The sequence below is a fragment of the Acidobacteriota bacterium genome (assembly GCA_009861545.1).
Lineage (GTDB): Bacteria > Acidobacteriota > Vicinamibacteria > Vicinamibacterales > UBA8438 > WTFV01.
Genome location: VXME01000002.1, coordinates 1 through 19,095, shown reverse-complemented (window position 1 = coordinate 19,095; position 19,095 = coordinate 1). Strand labels below are relative to the sequence as shown.

The 19,095-nt window shown below is 69.9% G+C and carries 13 protein-coding genes; 7 read left to right on the top strand and 6 right to left on the bottom strand.

Translation table 11 applies throughout. From position 1 onward, the window contains the following. From F4X11_00210 to F4X11_00190, 5 genes are all read left to right on the top strand, one after another. Positions 1-1,007 (top strand): ABC transporter substrate-binding protein (locus tag F4X11_00210; GenBank protein ID MYN63449.1); only part of this gene is annotated, 1,007 nt, incomplete at its 5' end. Continuing rightward, a complete protein-coding gene (locus F4X11_00205) occupies positions 781-2,097 on the top strand; it encodes an iron ABC transporter permease (GenBank protein MYN63448.1) in 1,317 nt (438 codons plus the stop codon). The genes F4X11_00210 and F4X11_00205, both read left to right, overlap by 227 nt. A gap of 92 nt (positions 2,098-2,189) precedes the next feature. Continuing rightward, positions 2,190-2,858, top strand: coding sequence for a nitroreductase family protein (locus F4X11_00200; GenBank protein ID MYN63447.1), 669 nt, complete (start codon positions 2,190-2,192; stop codon positions 2,856-2,858). Positions 2,859-2,977: 119 nt separating this feature from the next. Beyond that, positions 2,978-3,856: a hypothetical protein gene (locus tag F4X11_00195; GenBank protein ID MYN63446.1), complete on the top strand. Its 879-nt coding sequence runs from the start codon at positions 2,978-2,980 to the stop codon at positions 3,854-3,856. Between the two features lie 34 nt (positions 3,857-3,890). Beyond that, complete coding sequence (locus tag F4X11_00190; GenBank protein ID MYN63445.1) at positions 3,891-5,018, top strand: hypothetical protein; 1,128 nt, start codon at positions 3,891-3,893, stop codon at positions 5,016-5,018. Positions 5,019-5,043: 25 nt separating this feature from the next. Here the strand turns inward: F4X11_00190 and F4X11_00185 are convergent, their stop codons facing one another. The 4 genes from F4X11_00185 to F4X11_00170 form a co-directional block, all read right to left on the bottom strand. Beyond that, positions 5,044-5,658 (bottom strand): Uma2 family endonuclease, encoded by a 615-nt coding sequence (locus F4X11_00185; protein ID MYN63444.1) that lies wholly within the window; start codon positions 5,656-5,658, stop codon positions 5,044-5,046. A gap of 83 nt (positions 5,659-5,741) precedes the next feature. Then, the gene (locus tag F4X11_00180) at positions 5,742-7,307 is read right to left on the bottom strand and encodes an AbgT family transporter (GenBank protein MYN63443.1); all 1,566 of its coding nucleotides are present in this window, start codon (positions 7,305-7,307) and stop codon (positions 5,742-5,744) included. Between the two features lie 16 nt (positions 7,308-7,323). Then, positions 7,324-8,274, bottom strand: a complete 951-nt coding sequence (locus F4X11_00175; GenBank protein ID MYN63442.1) for a PepSY domain-containing protein — start codon at positions 8,272-8,274, stop codon at positions 7,324-7,326. 169 nt (positions 8,275-8,443) lie between these two features. Further along, complete coding sequence (locus tag F4X11_00170) at positions 8,444-9,052, bottom strand: helix-turn-helix domain-containing protein (protein ID MYN63441.1); 609 nt, start codon at positions 9,050-9,052, stop codon at positions 8,444-8,446. Positions 9,053-9,129: 77 nt separating this feature from the next. On the opposite strand from F4X11_00170, the gene F4X11_00165 reads away from it, so the two are divergent. Beyond that, positions 9,130-11,670: a response regulator gene (locus F4X11_00165; GenBank protein MYN63440.1), complete on the top strand. Its 2,541-nt coding sequence runs from the start codon at positions 9,130-9,132 to the stop codon at positions 11,668-11,670. Positions 11,671-11,765: 95 nt separating this feature from the next. On the opposite strand, the gene F4X11_00160 is transcribed toward F4X11_00165, so the two are convergent. Next, positions 11,766-13,943 (bottom strand): PQQ-binding-like beta-propeller repeat protein, encoded by a 2,178-nt coding sequence (locus F4X11_00160; GenBank protein ID MYN63439.1) that lies wholly within the window; start codon positions 13,941-13,943, stop codon positions 11,766-11,768. Positions 13,944-14,058: 115 nt separating this feature from the next. Here F4X11_00160 and F4X11_00155 point away from each other — a divergent pair, with 115 nt between their 5' ends. Then, positions 14,059-15,696, top strand: coding sequence for an AAA family ATPase (locus F4X11_00155; GenBank protein MYN63438.1), 1,638 nt, complete (start codon positions 14,059-14,061; stop codon positions 15,694-15,696). Between the two features lie 64 nt (positions 15,697-15,760). Here the strand turns inward: F4X11_00155 and F4X11_00150 are convergent, their stop codons facing one another. Next, entirely contained in the window at positions 15,761-18,172 is a 2,412-nt protein-coding gene (locus tag F4X11_00150) for an amidase (protein MYN63437.1), read from the bottom strand. Positions 18,173-19,095 lie beyond the last annotated feature (923 nt).

Sequence of the window (19,095 nt, the reverse complement as noted above, 5' to 3'; positions counted from 1 at the left end):
CGGACATCGTGCTCGAAGGCATGGGCGGCCAGCGGCAGCAGGTCCTCATGGTGCAGCGCGGCACCCCTCGGCCCGCCGGCTATCCCGACGCGGTGCTGGTGTGGGTCCCGGTGCGCCGATGGTCGGCGCAGAACTACCACTACGGCGGGATCTCGGACCTCCTGGGGGTATCGGATCGGCTCCTGTCCCTGGGCGGCAGCATCGATCACGCGACGTCGCCCGGCCTGGTGCGCCTGATCGACGAGGGCCGCATACGCCGGCATCGCTCCGAGGAGCAGGCCGCGGCCCTCGAACCGGATGTCTTTCTCAGCTACGCGCCGTACATGGCGATCATGCGGGGCTACGAGCGGTACCGCGCGCTCGGCATCACGAATCTGCTGCCTGTCGAGCGGCTCGAGGAGACGCCGCTCGGCCGGGCGGAGTGGATCAAGTTCTTCGCAATGCTGTTCAACAAGGAAGCCGAGGCCGAGGCACACTTTGCTCGCGTAGAGTCGGAATACGACGCATTGGCCGCCAAGGCCCGCAACGTCTCGGCGCGTCCGCGGGTCTTCGTGGATATGCCGGCGGGCGATGGCTGGTGGACGCCGGGCGGGCGCAACGCGTCGGCCCGAATGATAGCCGATGCCGGCGGCGATTTCGTCCTCGACGACAACGATTCCGTGTCCAACCAGTTCGTGCACCACATGGAGGTCGCCTATGATCGGGGTCTCGACGCCGACGTCTGGTTGTTGACCGACGCGCAAGTCGGCCGCCGGGACCTTCTCGATCTGATCGCCACGAATCCGTACACACGTCAGCTCCCGATGCTGCGGCGGGGTGCGGTCTATCTCAAGCACGGGGGTTCGCCCGGTAGCCCGAATCCCTACTGGGACATGGGACTCCTCTATCCCCAATGGGATCTGGCCGACCACATCAGGATCCTGCACCCCGAGGTGTTGCCCGACCACGAACTCGTTTTTCATCAGAGTCTGGCCTCGTGGGTCGCACGGTCACGGGAGACGCCCTGACGTGTCGGATGCACGTGTTGCGGCGCTGAAACCGGCTGCGGGCATCGCCGCCCCGCCCGCGGCGCTCCCACCGGCAACCGTCTACCTGGCGCTCGGGGGCCTCGTACTACTGCTCTTCATCCTCGAGCTCACCATCGGGGTCGTGCCGATTCCGATGAGCGCCCTTGTGGACATCTTCACCGGAGACGTGCCGGAACGGGCTTCGTGGACTCGAATCGTGCTCGACTTCCGTCTGCCACGGGCCTGGGCAGCCGTGCTTGCCGGGGCGGGCATCGGCATGACCGGCCTGCTGCTGCAGACGCTCTTCAGGAACCCCCTCGCCGATCCGTGGGTGCTCGGCGTCGTCAACGGCGCCGGTCTCGGCGTGGCAATCATGGTGGTGGCGGTGAGCTGGTTCGGGACGGACCTGCTGGCGTCGCTCGGCGCGGCCGGGGACCTTGCGTACATCGTGACGGCCGGCCTCGGCGCCGCGGCGCTGATGGCGGGATTGGCCGCCGCCGCACCGCGGGTGACGAGCGTCACGCTGCTCGTCACGGGTGTCGTGCTGGGCTTCACCTGCCAGGGCCTGATCAGCATCGTCCTGCATCTTGCGCCGGACGAGGCGGTCGGGCGTGCGTTCTCGGCGTGGTTCGACGGCAACTTCACGGGCATCGGCTACACACGCCTGTACGTCTTCACGCCGCTCATCGGGATGGCCTGTCTCGCGGCGTTCGCCATGGTCAAGTCGCTGAACACGCTGCTGCTGGGCGATCGGTACGCGGCCAGTCTCGGCCTCGACGTGACGCGGGCCCGCCGCGTCGGCCTCGGCGTTGCGGCGCTGCTCGCGGGCACCGTCACCGCCTTTTGCGGGCCGATTGCGTTTCTCGGCATCCTGGTCCCTCACGCGTGCCGGCTGCTCCTGTCGACGGCCGACCATCGCGTGCTCATGCCGGCGGTGACGATCGGCGGCGCCGCACTGGCCCTTGGCGCCGACCTCGTCACCCACCTGCCATGGAGCCGCCATCTGCTGCACGTCAACGCCGTGACCGGCGCGGTGGGCGGTCCGATTGTGCTCTGGATGCTGCTGCGCAGCCGGGTGCGGTGGACGTGACGCCACTCGACGATCTGCGCGGCGCGCCTCCCTCGCCCTGACGCCGTTCCGAAAAGGGATGATCGCGCGTGCTGGCTGGCGCGCAACCTGCCATGAAGCCGAAACTCATTCCGCTGCAGTATGAGAAGCCCTCGCTCCCGGAGGTCGCCGCGCGGGCGCGCCGCTTCTTCGAGGTGATGAACCGGCGCCGAACGGTGCGGGACTTCAGTCCGGCACGGGTGCCGGCCGGGGTGATCGAGGATCTGGTGCGGGCGGCATCCACGGCGCCGTCGGGCGCGCACCGGCAGCCGTGGACGTTCGTGGCGGTCTCGGATCCGGCCGTCAAGCGGCGCATCCGCATCGCCGCCGAGCGCGAGGAGCACGAGAACTACGGGGGGCGGATGCCGGACGAATGGCTGCGCGCGCTGGAGCCGCTGGGCACGGACGAGCACAAGCCGTTCCTCGAGATTGCCCCCTGGCTGGTGGTCCTCTTCCGCCAGAACTACGGCCTGGGGCCGGACGGCGAGCACGTCCGCCACTACTATGTGTCCGAGTCGGTCGGCATCGCGGCCGGCCTGTTCCTGACCGCCGTGCACCAGGCGGGACTGGTGGCGCTGACGCACACCCCCAGCCCGATGGGATTCCTCCGGGAGATCCTGCAGCGTCCGGACAACGAGGCGGCGTGTCTGCTGATACCGGTGGGCTATCCTGCCGCCGACGCGCGGGTACCCGACCTGCGCCGCAAGCCCCTCGACGACGTCCTGCAGATTCTGCGGGAGTAGGATTCCTCCACGAACCTCCCCTACAATCGGACGATCGCCTGTTCGACTGCGACACTCCGGATCCGCGGTGAACCCGCGCGAGGGCATCGGCGATGACCGGGCCAGCGAGAATCGCGGTATTGGTGATAGCCGCCATCCTGCCGGCCGCGGCGGCTGCCGCGCAACCGCCCGGCGCCGAGCGACGCGCCTTCGAGGCCGTCGATCGCGCCGTCGCCGGGATCGAGAGCGCCGGGGAGCGCGACGAGACGATCCGGGCCGCCGGAGCCGTCCTCGAGGCCGCCGTGGTAGCCCGGCGCGCCTTCGACGCCCCCGACCGGGCCCGCGACGCCGCCTACGCGCGCTACCACGCGGCGCTGCGCGAGGTCGATGCGCTCGCGGTTCGTTGCGACAACGGTTACCGGTGCGAGACCGACAGACGCGGCAACACCGGCCTCGTCTACTTCGACGGCCTCGTCGCCGCGTACGCCAGGGCTTGGCGGGCGCGGTCCGGGTTGTCCGCCGCCAACGCGGCCTATGTCGAGGCGGTCGGCATCGCCGGCGCCGCCGACGCCCGCGAGCGCGCGGCGCGGTTCCGACGCTACGCCAGCCGCATACGCCGCCTGCGGGGCAACAGCAACCACATGCTGGCGAGACAAGGGGTGCTCATCCGCGCGTCCAACGCCGAGAGCGACGCCCACAACGCCCTCCACGACCTCGCGATCACGGCGCACGTGACCGCCAACCGCGCTGTCCTCGACGTGCTCGGCCGCGCCGCGCGCGCCCTGTCGACGGCCGCCGAACGCCTGAACGGCGACCGGTTCCCGGGAACTCACGATGACGACGTATCCCGCGCCGCCGCGCGGGCCGAACGCGCCGCGCGTGTCGCCGCCGACCCGGATGTCTCGCAGGACGGCAACCGGACCGATGACACCCTCGACGAGTTGATCGCCGCGGCGCGCCAGACGCTCGCGGCGCTCGAGCAACGCGTCCAGGGGCTCGCCGCAGGCGCCGTGCTATAGTCGTCGCCCTCATGCGCTGAGGAGGGAGGCGCTCATGCGGAGCAGAAGATTGCGTCGCGCGGTTCTCATGGCGATGCTCGTGGCCGTCGCCGGCGTGGGGCCGGCATGGCTGTCCGGTTCGGCGCCGGCCGGCGGGACGGCGACTGCCCAGGATCGCAGCCTGCCAGTCTTCGAGGTGGACGCGACGTGGCCCACGCTGCCGGCCGGGATGCGGCTGGGCGCTCCATCCAGCATCGCCATCGATGCCGAGGACAACGTCTGGGTCCTGCACCGCCCGCTGACGCTCCCGCCCGAGGACGACGCGATGGCGGCGCCGCCGATCGTCGTCTTCGACACGGCGGGGAACTTCATCAAGGCGTGGGGCGGTCCGGGAGACGGCTACGAGTGGCCCCAGCGGGAGCACGGCCTCCACATCGATCACGAGGGCTTCGTCTGGCTGGGCGGCAACAACTGCCCCACCAACGACGTGCCGCGGGTCGAGCCGGTCAACGACGACCAGTTGCTGAAGTTCACGCAGGACGGCACGTTCGTCATGCAGATCGGCCGCAGCGACGGAAGCAGCGGCAATGCCGACATGATGAACCTCCACCGGCCGGCGGACCAGCAGGTCCATCCGCCGACCAACGAGGTGTTCGTGGCCGACGGCTATGGCAACCGCCGCGTCGCCGTGTTCGACGCCGAGACCGGCCGCTTCAAGCGGCGGTGGGGAGCGTTCGGCGACACCCCGGTGGACGACGACCAGTGCCAGGTGCAGAACCCGACCAGCTTCCCGGATCCGGGTCCTCCGCATTTCAACGTCCTCCACGCCATCCGGGTGTCGAACGACGGCATGGTGTATGCGGCCGACCGCGAACACCGCCGCGTGCAGGTCTTCACGCTGGGCGGCGCGTTCGTGGGCCAGGTGATCACCCCCGACGCGCCCTTCGCGCGCAATCTGGAACTGTCCGCGGACCCCGGACAGCAGTTCCTCTACGTGGGCGGCGATGACGGCATCGTCGTCGTCGACCGCGCGACGCTCGAGATCCTCGGCACGGTCCGCCCCGCGGGCATCCTGGGCGCCGGCCACCACATCGCGACCGATTCGCAGGGCAATCTCTATGTGGCGGCGACCGGCGCGGGCATGCAGAAGCTGGCGTTCAGGGGAATGTCCGGGGCACGGTGACAGCGCGTTGACGCGCCCCCGGTGGTCAGGCGCCGGCCTTCGGCGCGTCGAACACGGCCGTCACGTCCGCGGCGAATCCCTGCAGAAGCCGTGACCCGGCGGAGCCGCCCGCGGCGAACACGCCGTGCTCGACGTAGGCGTCGCCCTCCAGCGCGAGCACGGTGATCGTCGCGTCACGGGGATCGACGATCCAGTACTCCGGAATGCCCGCCTCGGCGTAGTCGGCGCGCTTCTCGACCAGGTCCCGGTCCGGATCGTCCGGGCTCACGACCTCGACCACGAGGTCCGCGCCCAGCCAGTAGCGGTCCCGGCACCGGGCGTCGGAGCGATCGCGGAGAAGCAGCAGATCGGGCTCGCGGAACTTGCCCTCGCGGATGCGCATCCGCAAGGCCGAGAACATCACGACGCCGCCGTGCGGCTCCAGGTACGCGTGGAACAGGCGATAGAGGAACGCGAGAACGGCCTGGTGGGTGAACGTCGGCATCGCGAGTTCCTGCACGTGGCCGTCCGTGAACTCGATCAGGCGATTGCAGCGATCCGTGAGCCACAGGTACTCCTCGTCGCTCCAGCCTCCCTGCGGCGGCAGCACCTCGCGCAGGAGCGCGTGCAGGGCCTCCTGCGAGGTGGCCGACGGCGTCATCGACGGGCTGCTGGCAGCCATGCATCCATCCTGCCACATTCGGCCGACTACGACCACGGCACCGTTCGCCCGGTCGAGGCGGATCAGGGATACGTGTAGGCGGCCTGGAGCCCCAGCGGCAGACCGAGCATCCAGTAGCCGATCAGGAACACGGTCCAGGAAACCAGGAGCACGACGCAGTAGGGCAGCATCAGCGACACGACGGTGCCGATGCCGGTGGACTTGACGTACCGCTGGCTGAAGACCACGACCAGGGGGAAGTACGGCATCAGGGGCGTGACGATGTTGGTCACGCTGTCGCCGACGCGGTAGGCGGCCTGCGTCAGCTCGGGAGCGATGCCGAGCCCCATCAGCATCGGCACGAAGATGCTCGACAGCAACGCCCACTTGGCAGAGGCCGAGCCGACGAACAGGTTGACGACCGCGGTCAGCAGCACGATGCCGACCACCGTCACCTGGGCGGGCAGGTTCAGGTCGCGCAGGAAGTTGGCGCCCTTGAGCGCGATCAGCAGGCCGACGTTGGAATTGTTGAACGCGGCGATGAACTGGGCGGCGAAGAAGGCCATCACCAGGTAGTAGGCCATCGTGCCCATGGCGGCGGTCATGCCCGCGACGATGTCGCGATGGGTCTTTACCGTGCCGGCCACGTAGCCGTGCACCACCCCCGGTATCAGGAACAGGAGGAAGATGAGGGGCACCATCATGCCCATCAGCGGGGCCGCGAAGCTGGTGAGCGAGCCGTCCGGTCCGCGCAGCGGCGATCCGGCCGGCAGGGCCGCCAGCGCCAGCAGCAGCAGGCCCGCGACCAGCGCCCCGACGCCGGCCCCGAAACCGCGGCGGTCCCGGTCGGTCAGCTCGTCCATCTGCGGCATTTCCGCCGGGTCGCCGTCGATGGGCGTCGTCTGCAGGCGCGGCTCGATCACGCGGTCGGTCAGATACCACCCGACGCCGATGACCAGCAGCGACGAGACGGCGGTGAACCCCAGGTTGCTCAGCGGGTTGACCATGCGGTCGGGATCGAGAATCTGCGCGGCCTGCTGGGTGAAGCCCTGCAGCAGCGGGTCGATGCCGGAGGGGATGAAGTTGGCCGAGAACCCGCCGGAAACCCCGGCGAAGGCGGCCGAGATGCCGGCCAGGGGATGCCGGCCGGCCGCATAGAAGATGACCCCGCCGAGGGGAATGACCAGCACGTAGCCGGCGTCGGCGGCGCTGTGGCTGACGATCGCCGCGAGAATCAGCATCGGGGTCAGCAGGCTGCGCGACGTGAAGCCCAGCAGCAGCTTGAGGCCGGCGTTGATGAAGCCGGTCTTCTCGGCGACCCCGACGCCGAGCAACGCCACCAGCACCACGCCCAGCGGCGCGAACCCGGTGAAGGTGGGCACCAGTTGCACCAGGAAGGTGGTCAGGGCGGCGCCCGTCAACTGGTTGGCGATGCGGAGCGGCTCGCCGGTGCGCGGATCGCTCTCGGCGAACTCGATAGGCGCGAGCAGCGCGGAGGCGATCCAGGTCAGCAGCAGCAGCAGCAGGAACAGCATCGCCGGGTCCGGCAGTCGATTGCCGGCCGCCTCTATGCCGTTGAGGACGCGGGAGACGAAGCCCCCGTTCCGGTCGGCCGCCTTCCGCTGCTTGTCGGACTGTGCCTTCGCCATGGATTACCTCATCCAGTCAGGAGGCGGCGGGGCCGGACTTCAACCAGCGCCGGACCACCCGGTTCCACCACATGTACGCGCCGGTGACGAACAGCGCGGGCGGCACGAGACCCGCCAGCGCCCAGATCGCCTTGGTGGTGTCGTTGCAGAGCGACCCGCAGCCCGGGATGCCGCGGTTCCCGAGCCGGCCGAAGTGCAGGTAGGCGAGCCAGTACATCACCCGGTCGCCGACACGCTCCTCGAAGCTGGTCGGATCGAACGGCTCCAGGTAGTCGACCACCGCCATGAACGCGGCCGGGTACGACAGGTAGGCCCCCGTGACCGCCCACACGAACAGGAAGGGCCAGCACCAGAAGCCGAACGCGCTGTGGACGTGCCAGTTGAACCGGTTCCAGTCCGCTCGCCGGTCGATGGTCAGGCTGCGCCGCCAGCGCAGGATGCCGGGCCACCAGATCACGGCCCCGGTCAGCGACAGCACGAGCAGGAAGACCGCGCCGACGCCGTTCACCCGCCGGCCGGTCTGTCCGGCGAGCAGATTGTCGTGCAGGTCCAGCGTCCAGGCGGTGATGCGGTAGCCCAGCGGCAGCGGATCTCCCAGATCCTCGCCCGTGAACGGGTCGAAGAGCCGTCGTATCCGGTCGCCGTCGCGCGTCAGGGTGATCCGGACGGCATGGTTCGGGGTCTCTCCCGGCCGCACTTCCTGCACTTCGTGGCCGGGATAGGCCTGCCGGGCGGCGCGCTCCAGAGCGTCCTCGGCCAGCGACGCCCCCGCGCCGTCCACGATGACCGGCTGCGGCGAGAAGGCGATGTACAGCTCGTTCCGATAGACCAGCACGCTCCCGGTCAAGCAGATCACGAACACGTAGGCGCCCAGGCCGATGCCGGTCCACAGGTGCACCTGGAAAAGGACCTTGCGAAGCCGCACGCTTTGCGGCGCCTGCACCCAACGCGACCATGCATTCCCCATGACGCTTCGACCGTCCGCACGCGAGGACCCGGGGCCGGCCGTGTGCCGGCAGTCGATAGGATACCGCGTACCGGGTTTGTCGTCGGCGCCGGTCCGGAAGTCCTGCGGCGCAAGGTCATGGAACGGGAGGGTTGGGCCGAACGCCGAGCCGGCGAGGCGTTTCGGGGCGCTACCGGTCGCAGGCACGCGAGTACACGACTACGTGCATCGCCTCGATCTCTTCTCGCCGCACCACGCGCGTGCTGTGGGCCGGATTGTACGGTCGGAGAATGCAGCCGCCCCTGCACCTGTGCATCAGCCTGACCACGCGCTCGCCCGACGCCAGTTGGCAGTAGACCTCGTCGCCGTCGAGCACCTCCAGCTCGGGCGACACGATCGCGATCATGTTCGGCCGGTAGGCGGGAAGCATCGAGTCGCCGAGAATCTCGACCCCGTAGGCCTGCGGATCGCCGAGGTCCTTGGGGCGGGACAACCACCGCAGTACCTCCGGCCTTCGCTGCGCGCGCTCGTGCCGCGTCGTGACTGCATCCGGCGGCACATCCCCCTCTGCAACCACCGCGATGTCGGGCAAGGTCATGGCCGGGGCCGTTCCGATGCGGTCGTAGTCCGCGTCTATGCCGGCGAGCAGTGCGTCCACCGAGCAACCGAACACCTTGGCGATTTTGACCAGGCTGGAGATTTCGAGAGAGGAGTAGCGATCGTTCTCCCAGTCCGACACCTGGGGTTGCGGAACGCCGAGCATCTCTGCCAACGCCTTCTGCGTCCGCAGGCCGGTCACCGCCCGCAATCGTCTGATGTTCCTACCCAGCGACACTGCCAGCCCCGGTCACTCCGATCACCGCCGCTACCGGCGGAATGCTACACAGCGGGCGTGACCGTGACGTGATCTTTCGGTGCACTTTTGTGGCGTTATCGAGACTCTCGACAAGAAATGCACCGCCCGGGGTGCTATCGTTCGATGCGGGCGCGGTGCGAATCGGCATCTCCATCGAGCCGAAGCATGGCGCGGCAGAGCCGGGGCTCACCCCGGTCCGGCAAGGGTGGCCCTTGAAGAGCTCCGACGCACTGCGGCGAGAGAACGAGGCGCTGCGGGAGCGCACCTCCCGGTTGCACGAGGCCGTTCTGCGCATCAGCGGCAGCCTCGACCCGGCAACCGTCCTGCAGCAGGCGGTCGACAGTGCGCGCGCGCTGACCGGGGCCCGCTACGGTGTGATCACCACGATCGACGACAGGCGGGCCCGCGACTTCGTCAGCTCCGGCTTCACGGCCGAAGAACACCGGCGACTCGCCGACTGGCCCGGCGGGCGGCGGCTCTTCGAGCACCTGCGCGACCTGCCGCCAGCGGTGCGGTTGTCGGACTTCCCCGCATACGTCCGGTCGCTGGGAATCCCGGCCGGTCCGCTGCCGACCGTGTCGATGCAGGCAACGCCGATGCGCCATCGAGGCGAGCACGTCGGCAACCTCTTCCTCGGGCACGAGGCAGGCGGGCAGGAGTTCACGGGGGAGGACCAGGAAGTCCTCGTGCTGTTCGCGTCGCAGGCGGCGACGGCGATCGCCAACGCGCGCAAGCACCGGAACGAGCAGCGGGCCCGGGCCGACCTGGAGACCCTGATCGAGACCTCGCCGGTGGGCGTCGCGATATTCGACGCCGGGACGGGAGAGCCGGTGTCGTTCAATCAGGAGGCGAGGCGGATTGTCGACCGACTGGGTCCGCCGGACCAATCCCCGGGAGATCTGCTGCGGACGATGACGTGCCGGCTCGCCGATGGACGCGAGATCGCCCTCGACTCCCTGGCGCCGTTGTCGAGCAACGCCCGGATCATGCGCGCCGGGGAGATCGTGCTGTCGGTCCCCGATGGCCGCAGCGTGAGGTTGCTGGTGAACGCCACGCCGATTCGTTCCGCGGACGGTGCGATCGAATCGGTGGTCGCCACCCTGCAGGACCTGGCGGCGCTGAGCGAGCTGGAGCGGTTGCAGGCGGAGTTCCTGGGCATGGTGAGCCACGAGCTGCGCGCGCCGCTGACCTCGATCAAGGGCTCGGCCGCCGCTCTGCTGCGCCCCTCGCCGGAGCTGGACCCCGCCGAGCTGCGAGAGTTTCACCGGATCATCGACGAGCAGACCGACCATATGCTCGGCCTGATCGGTGATCTCCTGGACGCGGGACGCATCGAGGCAGGCACGCTGTCGGTCGCCCCGGAGCCATCGGACGTGGCCGGCCTGGTGGACCGGGCGAGAAGCACCTTCCTCAGCGGCGGCGGCAGGCAGGCGGTGCGCATCGACCTGCCTGCGGACCTGCCGCGGGTGATGGCCGACCGGCGGCGCATCGTCCAGGTGCTGAACAACCTGCTCTCGAACGCGTCGAGGCATTCTCCCGATGTGTCGCCCATCCGCGTCGCCGCGTCGCCGGATGGCGTTCACGTGGCGATCTCGGTGTCGGACGAAGGCCAGGGCGTAACTCCCGAGCAGTTGCCGCACCTGTTCCGAAAGCACGCCGTTGCCGGCGGCGACCGGGACCGCAGGGCCGGCGGCTACGGCTTGGGACTGGCCATCTGCAAGGGGCTGGTGGAGGCGCATGGGGGCCGCATCCGGGCCGAGAGCGGCGGCCCCGGCCAGGGAACGCGGTTCACGTTCACGATTCCGGTGGCCGAAGAAGCCGACGGCGGCGCTGCGACCGGCGCGGCCGCAAGCCGCTCGCACTCGCCGGCGGAACAGAGAGAGCGTCCGCCCATCCTGGTGGTCGATGACGACCCGCAGACGCTCCGCGACGTGCGGGACGCGCTCGTCCCGGCCGGCTTCTCCCCGATCCTGACCGGCGATCCGCGGGAGCTGTCGGACCTGATGACCACGCACAAGCCTCGATTGGTCCTGCTGGACCTGGTGCTGCCGGGAACCGATGGCATCGAGCTGATGCAGAGCATCCCCCATCTCGCCGATCTGCCGGTCATCTTCGTTTCCGGCTACGGAAGGGACGAGACGATCGCCAGGGCCCTGGAGCTCGGCGCCGACGACTACATCGTCAAGCCCTTCTCCCCGACGGAGCTGATGGCGAGAGTGCGGGCGGCTCTGCGCCGGCGGGCGAAGCCGGAGCCCTTCCTGCTGGGAGACCTGGCCATCCACTACGAGCAGCGCCAGGTGACCGTAGCCGAGCGGCCGGTGCGTCTGACCGCCGCCGAATACGAGCTCCTCCGCGTGCTCTCGGTCAACGCGGGGCGCGTGCTGACGTCCGAGGCGCTGTTGCGCCGGGTGCGGAGCGGACGGGATTCCGGCGATCCGACACTGGTGCGGACCCTGGTGAAGAAGCTCCGCCGCAAGCTCGGCGACGATGCGGTCAGACCGGCCTACGTCCTGACCGAGCGCGGGGTCGGCTACCGCATCGCCACGCCGGACGACCGGTGAGGGCGTTCCCGGCCGCCCCTACCTGCCGTCCGGTCCGCGCGGAGAACCACCTATGCCGGTGGAATCGCTGCGATTCGGCGCCGGAATGGTCCGCGTCACTCCGGCAGAGCGAAAACGTACAGCGCGTTCCCGCCCTCCGGCTGATAGACCTCCGGACTGAGCTTGGCGGTGAGGCTGCGGAAGACGCCGCCCAGGGCCGCCGGCACGGCAATGTACTGCCGCCCGCCCGCCTCGTAGGTGATCGGATACCCGTGCGCCGACGCCGCCAGACGCGTCTCCCAGAGCACGTCGCCCGTCTCGATGTCGAACGCGCGGTAGTAGCGGGCGCCGTCACCGGCGAAGACCAGTCCTCCCGCCGTGGTCAGCGCGGACGTCAGGAACGGCGTGCGCTGCTCGTGGCTCCACAGCTCCTCCAGCGTCCGGACGTCGTAGGCGGCCAGCTTGCCGACGTTGCCGTCGCTGCCCGGCATCTCGAGCAGCTCGTAGCGGCCGGCCGTCCCGCCGCCCCCCTCGATGAACTCCACCTCGCGCCCGGTCAGGTGCATGCACGCCTGGTGGAGGGGAATGACGAGGGCGCCAGCGCCGGGATGGTACGCCGACGCCTGCCAGTTGTGGCCGCCCAGCAGGCTGGGGCAGGCGAACACCCGCTCGCCGATGGGGATGTCCCGCAGGTCCTCCCGGTAGGTCAGCTCCCCGGTGGTCTTGTCGATCGATTCGAAGATGTCCTGGTGCACCGTCTCGCGCAGGTCGACGAGCGCGCCGGTCCGCCGGTCGAGCTTCCAGAGGATGCCGTCCTTGCCGATCGTGAACAGCCACTTCTCCTCGCCCGCATCCACCAGCACCCGCTCGTAGACGATGTCGAGGTCGAGCGTCTCCCCCGGTGCATGCTGGAAGTACCACTGCACCTGCCCGCTGCGCGGGTTCAGCGCGAGCGTCGAGTTGGTGTAGAGCGCGTCCTGCCGCGTCGTCATGCCGCGGCTGGCCGCCACCCACGGCTTCGCCTGCGCCGTGCCGATGAAGAAGAGCCCCAGATCCGGATCGTAGCTCCCCGGGATCCAGGCGTCGCCGCCCGCGCGCAGGTACGGCGGCGTATCGCCCCACGAGGCGTCGTTCGGATCGCCGGGCAGCGCGATCGTGGACGTGCGCCACAGCTCTTCCCCGGTGTCCGGATCGTGGCCGGTGATGAAGCAGCTCTGCTCCGTGTACCGCTCGCAGCCGTTGGTGCCGGTGATGACGACGCCGTTGGCGATGACCGGGCCGGCGTTCTGGCGGAAGCCCTGCGTGTAGTCGGTCTTGACCGACCGCCACACCTCCTCGCCGGTTCGCGCGTCGAGCGCGACCAGGGAAGCGTCCGCCCGCGCGAGGAACAGCTTGTCGCCGTAGAGCGCCAGCGTGCGGGTGGCGCCGGCCCGCACATCCTCCGGCAGCCGCGCGCGGTAGACCCAGATCACGTCGCCGGTCGCCGCGTCGATCGCCTGCACCACGTTCCCCGGGTTGGCCAGGAACATCACGCCGTCGTGCACCAGCGGCGTCGTCTGGTTGTTGCCCGGCCGCACCGCGATCGACCACGCGAGCTTCAGATCGGCGACGTTGTCGCGCGTCACCTGATCGAGCGTGCTGTAGCCGTGGCTGTTGCGCGTCCGCCGCCAGCTCAGCCAGTCGCCGGGCGGTGGGTCGGCGAGCATCTCGTCGGTCACCGGGGTCAGCTCGTGCGGCACCTCCTGGTTGATGAAGCGCGACACGCGCCGCCGCACCCGCTCGCCCGCCTGCTCCGCGCGGCGCGCCTCCGCCATGTCCGCCGCATCGCCGATCGGCACCCCCGCATCCGCCGTCAGCACGCCATCGCCCGGCACGGCGCCGTTCGCCTCCAGCAGGTACGCCACCAGCTCCACGTAGGCCTGATCGCTGAGCGAGCCGGCCTGCCCCGGGGGCATCGTGTCCCGCATGTAGGCGAACAGGTCATCGGTGGTCTGCCCCACCCAACTGTTCAGGAAGTCCACGCCCGACAGAGGCGGCGCGTGCACCATGCCCTCCAGGGCCGGTCCGTGACACTCTTCGCACTGCACGCCGTAGACCGACCAGCCGCCGGACGCCTGATCCGAGGTGAAGGCCCCCTCGGCCACGGGGGCCTGGGCGCCCGCCGGGCCGACGCCCGGTCCGCCGGCCAACCCACCCAACGCAATCAGTCCGGCGATCGCCGTCCGGACCACGCCCGTCGCGAAACCGGATTCCCGCCAAAGCGATCCGCCGATGCCGCGAGTTCCCTTCGACATGATCCGCTCCTCCTCTTGCGCCTCACTTCACGCGATTCTAGTCCAGGACCGCCCCGCCATCCCCATCATCATCCGTCGCATCCGCTCACGCGCGACGGACCGCTAGAATGCCCGCGTGGGAAGGCGCAAGCTGCCCATCGGCATCCAGACCTTCCGGCAGATCCGGGAGGAAGGCTACTACTACGTCGACAAGACCGCCTACGCCCGGCGGATCGAGAACGACGCGGGCAAGCACTACTTCCTCTCGCGCCCGCGCCGGTTCGGCAAGAGCCTGTTCGTGGACACGCTCAAGGAGCTGTACGAGGGCGGGGAGCCGCTGTTCCGCGGCCTGGCCGTCCACGACGGCTGGGACTGGTCGCGTCGCCACCCGGTGGTGCGGCTGGATTTCAGCGGCGGCAACTTCAAGAGGCGCGGCCTGCTCGAGGAGAGCGCAGCCGCGCAGATCGAGGACATCGGCAGGCGGAGCGGCGCCGGAACGAGCAGCGGCAGCGCCCCCGTGCGTTTTCGCCGCCTGATCGAAGCACTGCACGAGCGCGCGGGCCGGCGGGTCGTGGTGCTCGTGGACGAGTACGACAAGCCGATCCTGGATGCACTGGACGAACCTGACGTGGCAAGGGCCAATCGCGACGACCTTCGCGGGCTGTACGGCACCGTCAAGAGCTGCGACGCCCACGTGGAGCTCACCTTCATCACAGGGGTGAGCAAGTTCTCGAGGGTCAGCCTGTTCTCGGACCTCAACAACCTCATCGACCTCACCGTGGATCCCGACTACTCGGCCATTTGCGGTTACACCGAGGCGGACCTGGACGCCGTGTTCGCGCCGGAGCTGCCCGGCCTGGACCGCGCCGAGGTCCGCGCTTGGTACAACGGTTACAGTTGGCTGGGAGCGGAGACTGTCTACAACCCCTTCGCCCTGCTCAAGCTGTTCCGCAGCCGCGAGTTCGAGGCGCACTGGTTCGAGACCGCGACGCCGCGGTTCCTGGTGGACACGCTGATCCGGCGCGGCTTCGCGGCCCCCGATCTGGAGAGAATCCATGCCAGCGCCGCCCTGCTGTCGGCCTTCGACGTGGACGTGATGGCGCCGGAAGCGCTGCTCTTCCAGACCGGCTACCTGACGATCATGGCTGCGGAACGACGCGACGGGCGGTCCCTGTACCGGCTGGGGTATCCGAACCGGGAGGTACGGCGGGGCCTGAACGAGAGCCTGCTGGACGCGCTGGCGCCGAACTGGCGGTCGACGGACAACGGCGGCGCGCTGCGGCGGCGGCTGGCGGCGCTCGACTGGGCAGGCGTTGAGGCGCTGTTCCGTCGGGTGCTGGCGGGTATTCCGCACGACTGGCACCGACGGAACGACGTCGCCCGCTACGAGGGCTACTGGTCGAGCGTGTTCTACGCCTGGTTCCAGGCCGCCCTGGACGGCGTGGCCGTGGAGGAGGCTACCAGCCACGGCCGGCTCGACATGGCGGTGCGGCTGGGGGCGAACGTCTACCTGTTCGAGTTCAAGGTGGCGGAGCGCGCGGAGCAGGGCGCGGCCCTGGCCCAGTTGCAGGCGCGCCGGTACGCCGACAAGTACCGCGCACCGGGCCTCTCGGTTCATCTGATCGGGGTTGAGATCAGCGCGGAGCCCCGCGACGTCGTGTCATTCGATACCGTCACGTACCCGGGCGACGCAACCGGTTCGCCCGGCGATGACGGAACTCGGACGGAACCGAACGGCGGTCGGGCGCGCCACGCCGGCAGGGCGAAGACGTAACAGCAGCGCAGTCCAGGCCGGGCACATCGCTTTCGAGTCCCGCGGGGCTCCTGGAACGGCCCCCCTACGGCTCGTCGGGGAGCGGGCCGAAGTCGGGCGGCGGCGCCCGGTGCCGGGTGGCCGCCTCGTAGGCGGACGCCGCCCTCAGCACCGCGGCCTCGTCGCCGGGTCCGGCCCAGAACATCATGCTGATCGGCAACGGCGTATCCAGCACCGACCGCTCGGAGCCGGGAACGGCGTCGTACCGGTCGCCGGCCGCGTTCAGGACGAAGCGGGGCTCGTAGACGACGTCGTTGAACCCGGCGGGCACGACGATCTCCGGCACCCCGATGAGCGCGGTGATGGTCTGGGTCGACCCGGACGCGCCGCGGCCGTTGACGCTGGGCTCGCTGGGGCCGCCGACCTTCTGGTGGGGCAGCGTGTTCTCGGGGTTCACCAGCACGTCGAGCCGGTTCTCGCGCATCACCCTGGCCAGCACGAGCTGCAGCACCGCGCGCATCTGCATCCGCTCGGTGTTGCCCTCCGCACGGATGTCGTCGAGCACGGCCCAGTTCGCCGAGCCCGCCTCGGCCGCCGCCGAGAAGTACTTCGTGTTGGCGTCCAGGCCAGCCATGTCGGCGACCCGCTCGTCGCCCCGCCGGGCCAGGTACTGGTCGATGTGGAAGGCGAAGCTCCGCGACGCAGGTGAGAGAACGACGCGGCGCAGGTTCACCTGGGGCGAAAGCGGCGCGTCGCCCTCCGCCAACTGGACCAGATACCGGGTCGACGTCACGTCGTGACCCGGCACGGCGAACTCCAGGCCGCCGTCGGGGGTCGTCTTGTGGAAGTACTCCGGCATGTGGATGGGCAGGACCTCGGCCAGCGCATCCTCGAACGTGTACTCCATGTCCGGCACGGTCGGATCGTTCGGATAGAGCGGGTCGACCGACTCGACCACGGTCGCCCCGAGCCGGTCCCGGAGGACGGTCTTGATCTCGTCGTCGATCCGGTCGCTGATCGCCGCGTCGTTCAGCGTGTGCTTGACCATGTACTCGCGGACGATCCCGATGCGCATGCCGGCCAGCGGCTTCTCGCCCGGAGCGTCATCCCCTTCCTCCGGCACGGCCTCGATGACGGCGTCGGCGTACGGCTCGGTGGAGACCAGCCCCTCCGGCACGGCCGCGTAGATGTCGCGGGGACCGAAGTAGCCGAGCTCCGAATCGCGGAGCGCGTCCAGCACCAGGGCGGCATCCTCGACCGTGCGGCAGTTGAGGCCCGCCCGATCCACCAGCGGGTTCGATCCGACGGCTCCCCCGTAGGGAATCAGTCCTTTCGTCGTGAGCAGGCTGACCACGGCGTTGCGCGACGCCGGCCCCTTGCAGGAACCCCCGGTCTGCTCGCAGAAGGCGCAGGTAACGAGGTTCGCCGCCACCGCGACGCCGGACCCGGAGCTCGAGCCGCGCGGCGAGCGCTCGGTGTCGTAGGGATTGCAGGCCTGGCCGCCCCACGTGCTCCGCTCCGAGTAGCCCAGGTACCGGGCGGTCGCGGCGGACGGCCCGCCGGGGTTTCCGATGCCGCCGTTGAACTCGGTCGCGTTGGCCTTGGCGTAGATGATGGCGCCCTTCGCCCGCAGCCGCTCGACGATGGTCGCATCGGCAGGGGGCGCGTCCATGGCGAAATCGATGTCGGCCGCCGTCGTGGTGCGCATGTCCCGTGTGTCGTAGACGTCCTTGAAGGCCAGGGGGATGCAGTACATCGGCAGCTCGGCCAAATCGGGATCGATGCCGTACTGCGTGTCCAGCTCCACCGCCCGCTCGACCGCGTCGGGCTGCCGGCGGAACGCCTCGCAGACCGCGGGGCAATTCGCCGGCAGCTCCCCCGTCGACGGATGCGCGTCGCAACCGCCCCCGCAGGTCACCGAGCGCTCGCCGCGCAGGTTGAGCGTGCTCAGCGCGTTGATCTGGCCCGCGTTCGGCACGCCGGCCACCATGCCGTACTGCGCCTGCACGGCCGGATCGGAGACAGTGGGCTCCATTCTCCCGAGGTCCAGCGGGATGCCGGTGTACCGGTCCAGCTCTGGAAGGATGCTCGACACCGGGACGGTGGCGGTGGGAAAGCGGACGGGCGAGCCGGCGCGAACCGGGCCCCTCGCCGGCGCTACGGGCGCGCCGTCGAGGGTGACCAGTTGCGTGCAGGCGCCGTTGTAGGCCCTCGCGCGCTCGACGTAGGCCCGCACCAGCCCTTCACAACTGACGTCGCCGTCGTGGATGGCCCGGTGAATCCCCTCGATGGTCGCTTCCTCGAGGCGGAACGAGTCGGACCGGCTCGCCTCCGTCTGCGCGGCGGCGATTGGCGGCAGCAGCAGGAGCAACGCCCCGGCCGCCGCGAGCCCGCGGCGGAGCTGTCGCGGCGTTCGCTCGGCGATGCACCCGGCCGCATCGAACCCGGCTGCCGACACGTGGCGCCGTCGCTTCCCGGTCGAAGTCAATCCACTCATGCCGACCTCCCGAAATGCGGAACCCATCGGATGGCCCCCGGAGCGGCAGACATCGTCCGTTCGGCCCGGCGCTGCGGATCCGGTTCCGCTCCGCAACCGGGCCGTGCGGGAATCTGCCTCGTCCGCGGCGCAGACCGCCTATGGCAGCGTCAAGGCCACCAGCTCCGCCGGCTCGCCGCGGGCGCTCATCGCCATCACGATGTACTGCTTGCCGTCGATCATGTACGTCATCGGCACGCCGCTCTGCCGCTTGGGCAGCTCCATCTCCCAGATCGTCTCGCCGGTCTGCTTGTCGTAGGCGTAGAACATCTCGCCGCCCGCCCAGGTGGGAGTGGCGAAGAGCCCGCCGCCCTCGCCGGCGAAGACCAGCGTCTTGGTGACGAGGATCCCGCTGCGCTCCGGCTTGCCGGTGCGCGGGATGTCGACGCCGCTCAGGGCCGGGTGGTTGCGGACGCAGTCCGGGGTGTCGCCGTTCGGAATCATCCAGAGATGGTCGCCGGTGTTCAGATCGATGGCGGTGATGCGTCCCCACGGCGGCTTGATGAGCGGGAGGCCCAGCGGTCCGATCTCGCCGCACCCCTGCCGCGCGTCGCGTGCGCTCCTCCTGCCGCCGCCGCCCACGTAGTCCATGGTCGAGCGGTTCGGATCGTTGATGAGTCCCGCGACGGTCGGCGCGGTGGCCGAGGCCACGTAGAGGATGCCTGTCTCGGCGTCCACCGCACCGCCCTGCCAGTTCGCGCCGCCCGTCATCTGCGGCACCATCAACAGTGCGCGCAGACCGTCCTGGCCCGCCAGAATCGGGGGCGTGTAGATCGGGCCGAGCTGATACTCGGACGCGATGCGCCGCGCCTCGGCGGCCAGCTCCGGCGTGAAGTCGAGAAGGTCGTCGTTCGACACGCCCTGGCGGTCGAACGGGGCGGGCC

Excerpts from the sequence above, each read along its gene's own strand:
- F4X11_00175 (MYN63442.1), bottom strand. The coding sequence starts at position 8,274 with ATGGGGAATGCATGGTCGCGTTGGGTGCAGGCGCCGCAAAGCGTGCGG.
- F4X11_00165 (MYN63440.1), top strand. The coding sequence starts at position 9,130 with ATGCTACACAGCGGGCGTGACCGTGACGTGATCTTTCGGTGCACTTTT.
- F4X11_00180 (MYN63443.1), bottom strand. The coding sequence starts at position 7,307 with ATGGCGAAGGCACAGTCCGACAAGCAGCGGAAGGCGGCCGACCGGAAC.
- F4X11_00160 (MYN63439.1), bottom strand. The coding sequence starts at position 13,943 with ATGTCGAAGGGAACTCGCGGCATCGGCGGATCGCTTTGGCGGGAATCC.
- F4X11_00150 (MYN63437.1), bottom strand. The coding sequence starts at position 18,172 with ATGAGTGGATTGACTTCGACCGGGAAGCGACGGCGCCACGTGTCGGCA.
- F4X11_00200 (MYN63447.1), top strand. The coding sequence starts at position 2,190 with ATGAAGCCGAAACTCATTCCGCTGCAGTATGAGAAGCCCTCGCTCCCG.
- F4X11_00190 (MYN63445.1), top strand. The coding sequence starts at position 3,891 with ATGCGGAGCAGAAGATTGCGTCGCGCGGTTCTCATGGCGATGCTCGTG.
- F4X11_00185 (MYN63444.1), bottom strand. The coding sequence starts at position 5,658 with ATGACGCCGTCGGCCACCTCGCAGGAGGCCCTGCACGCGCTCCTGCGC.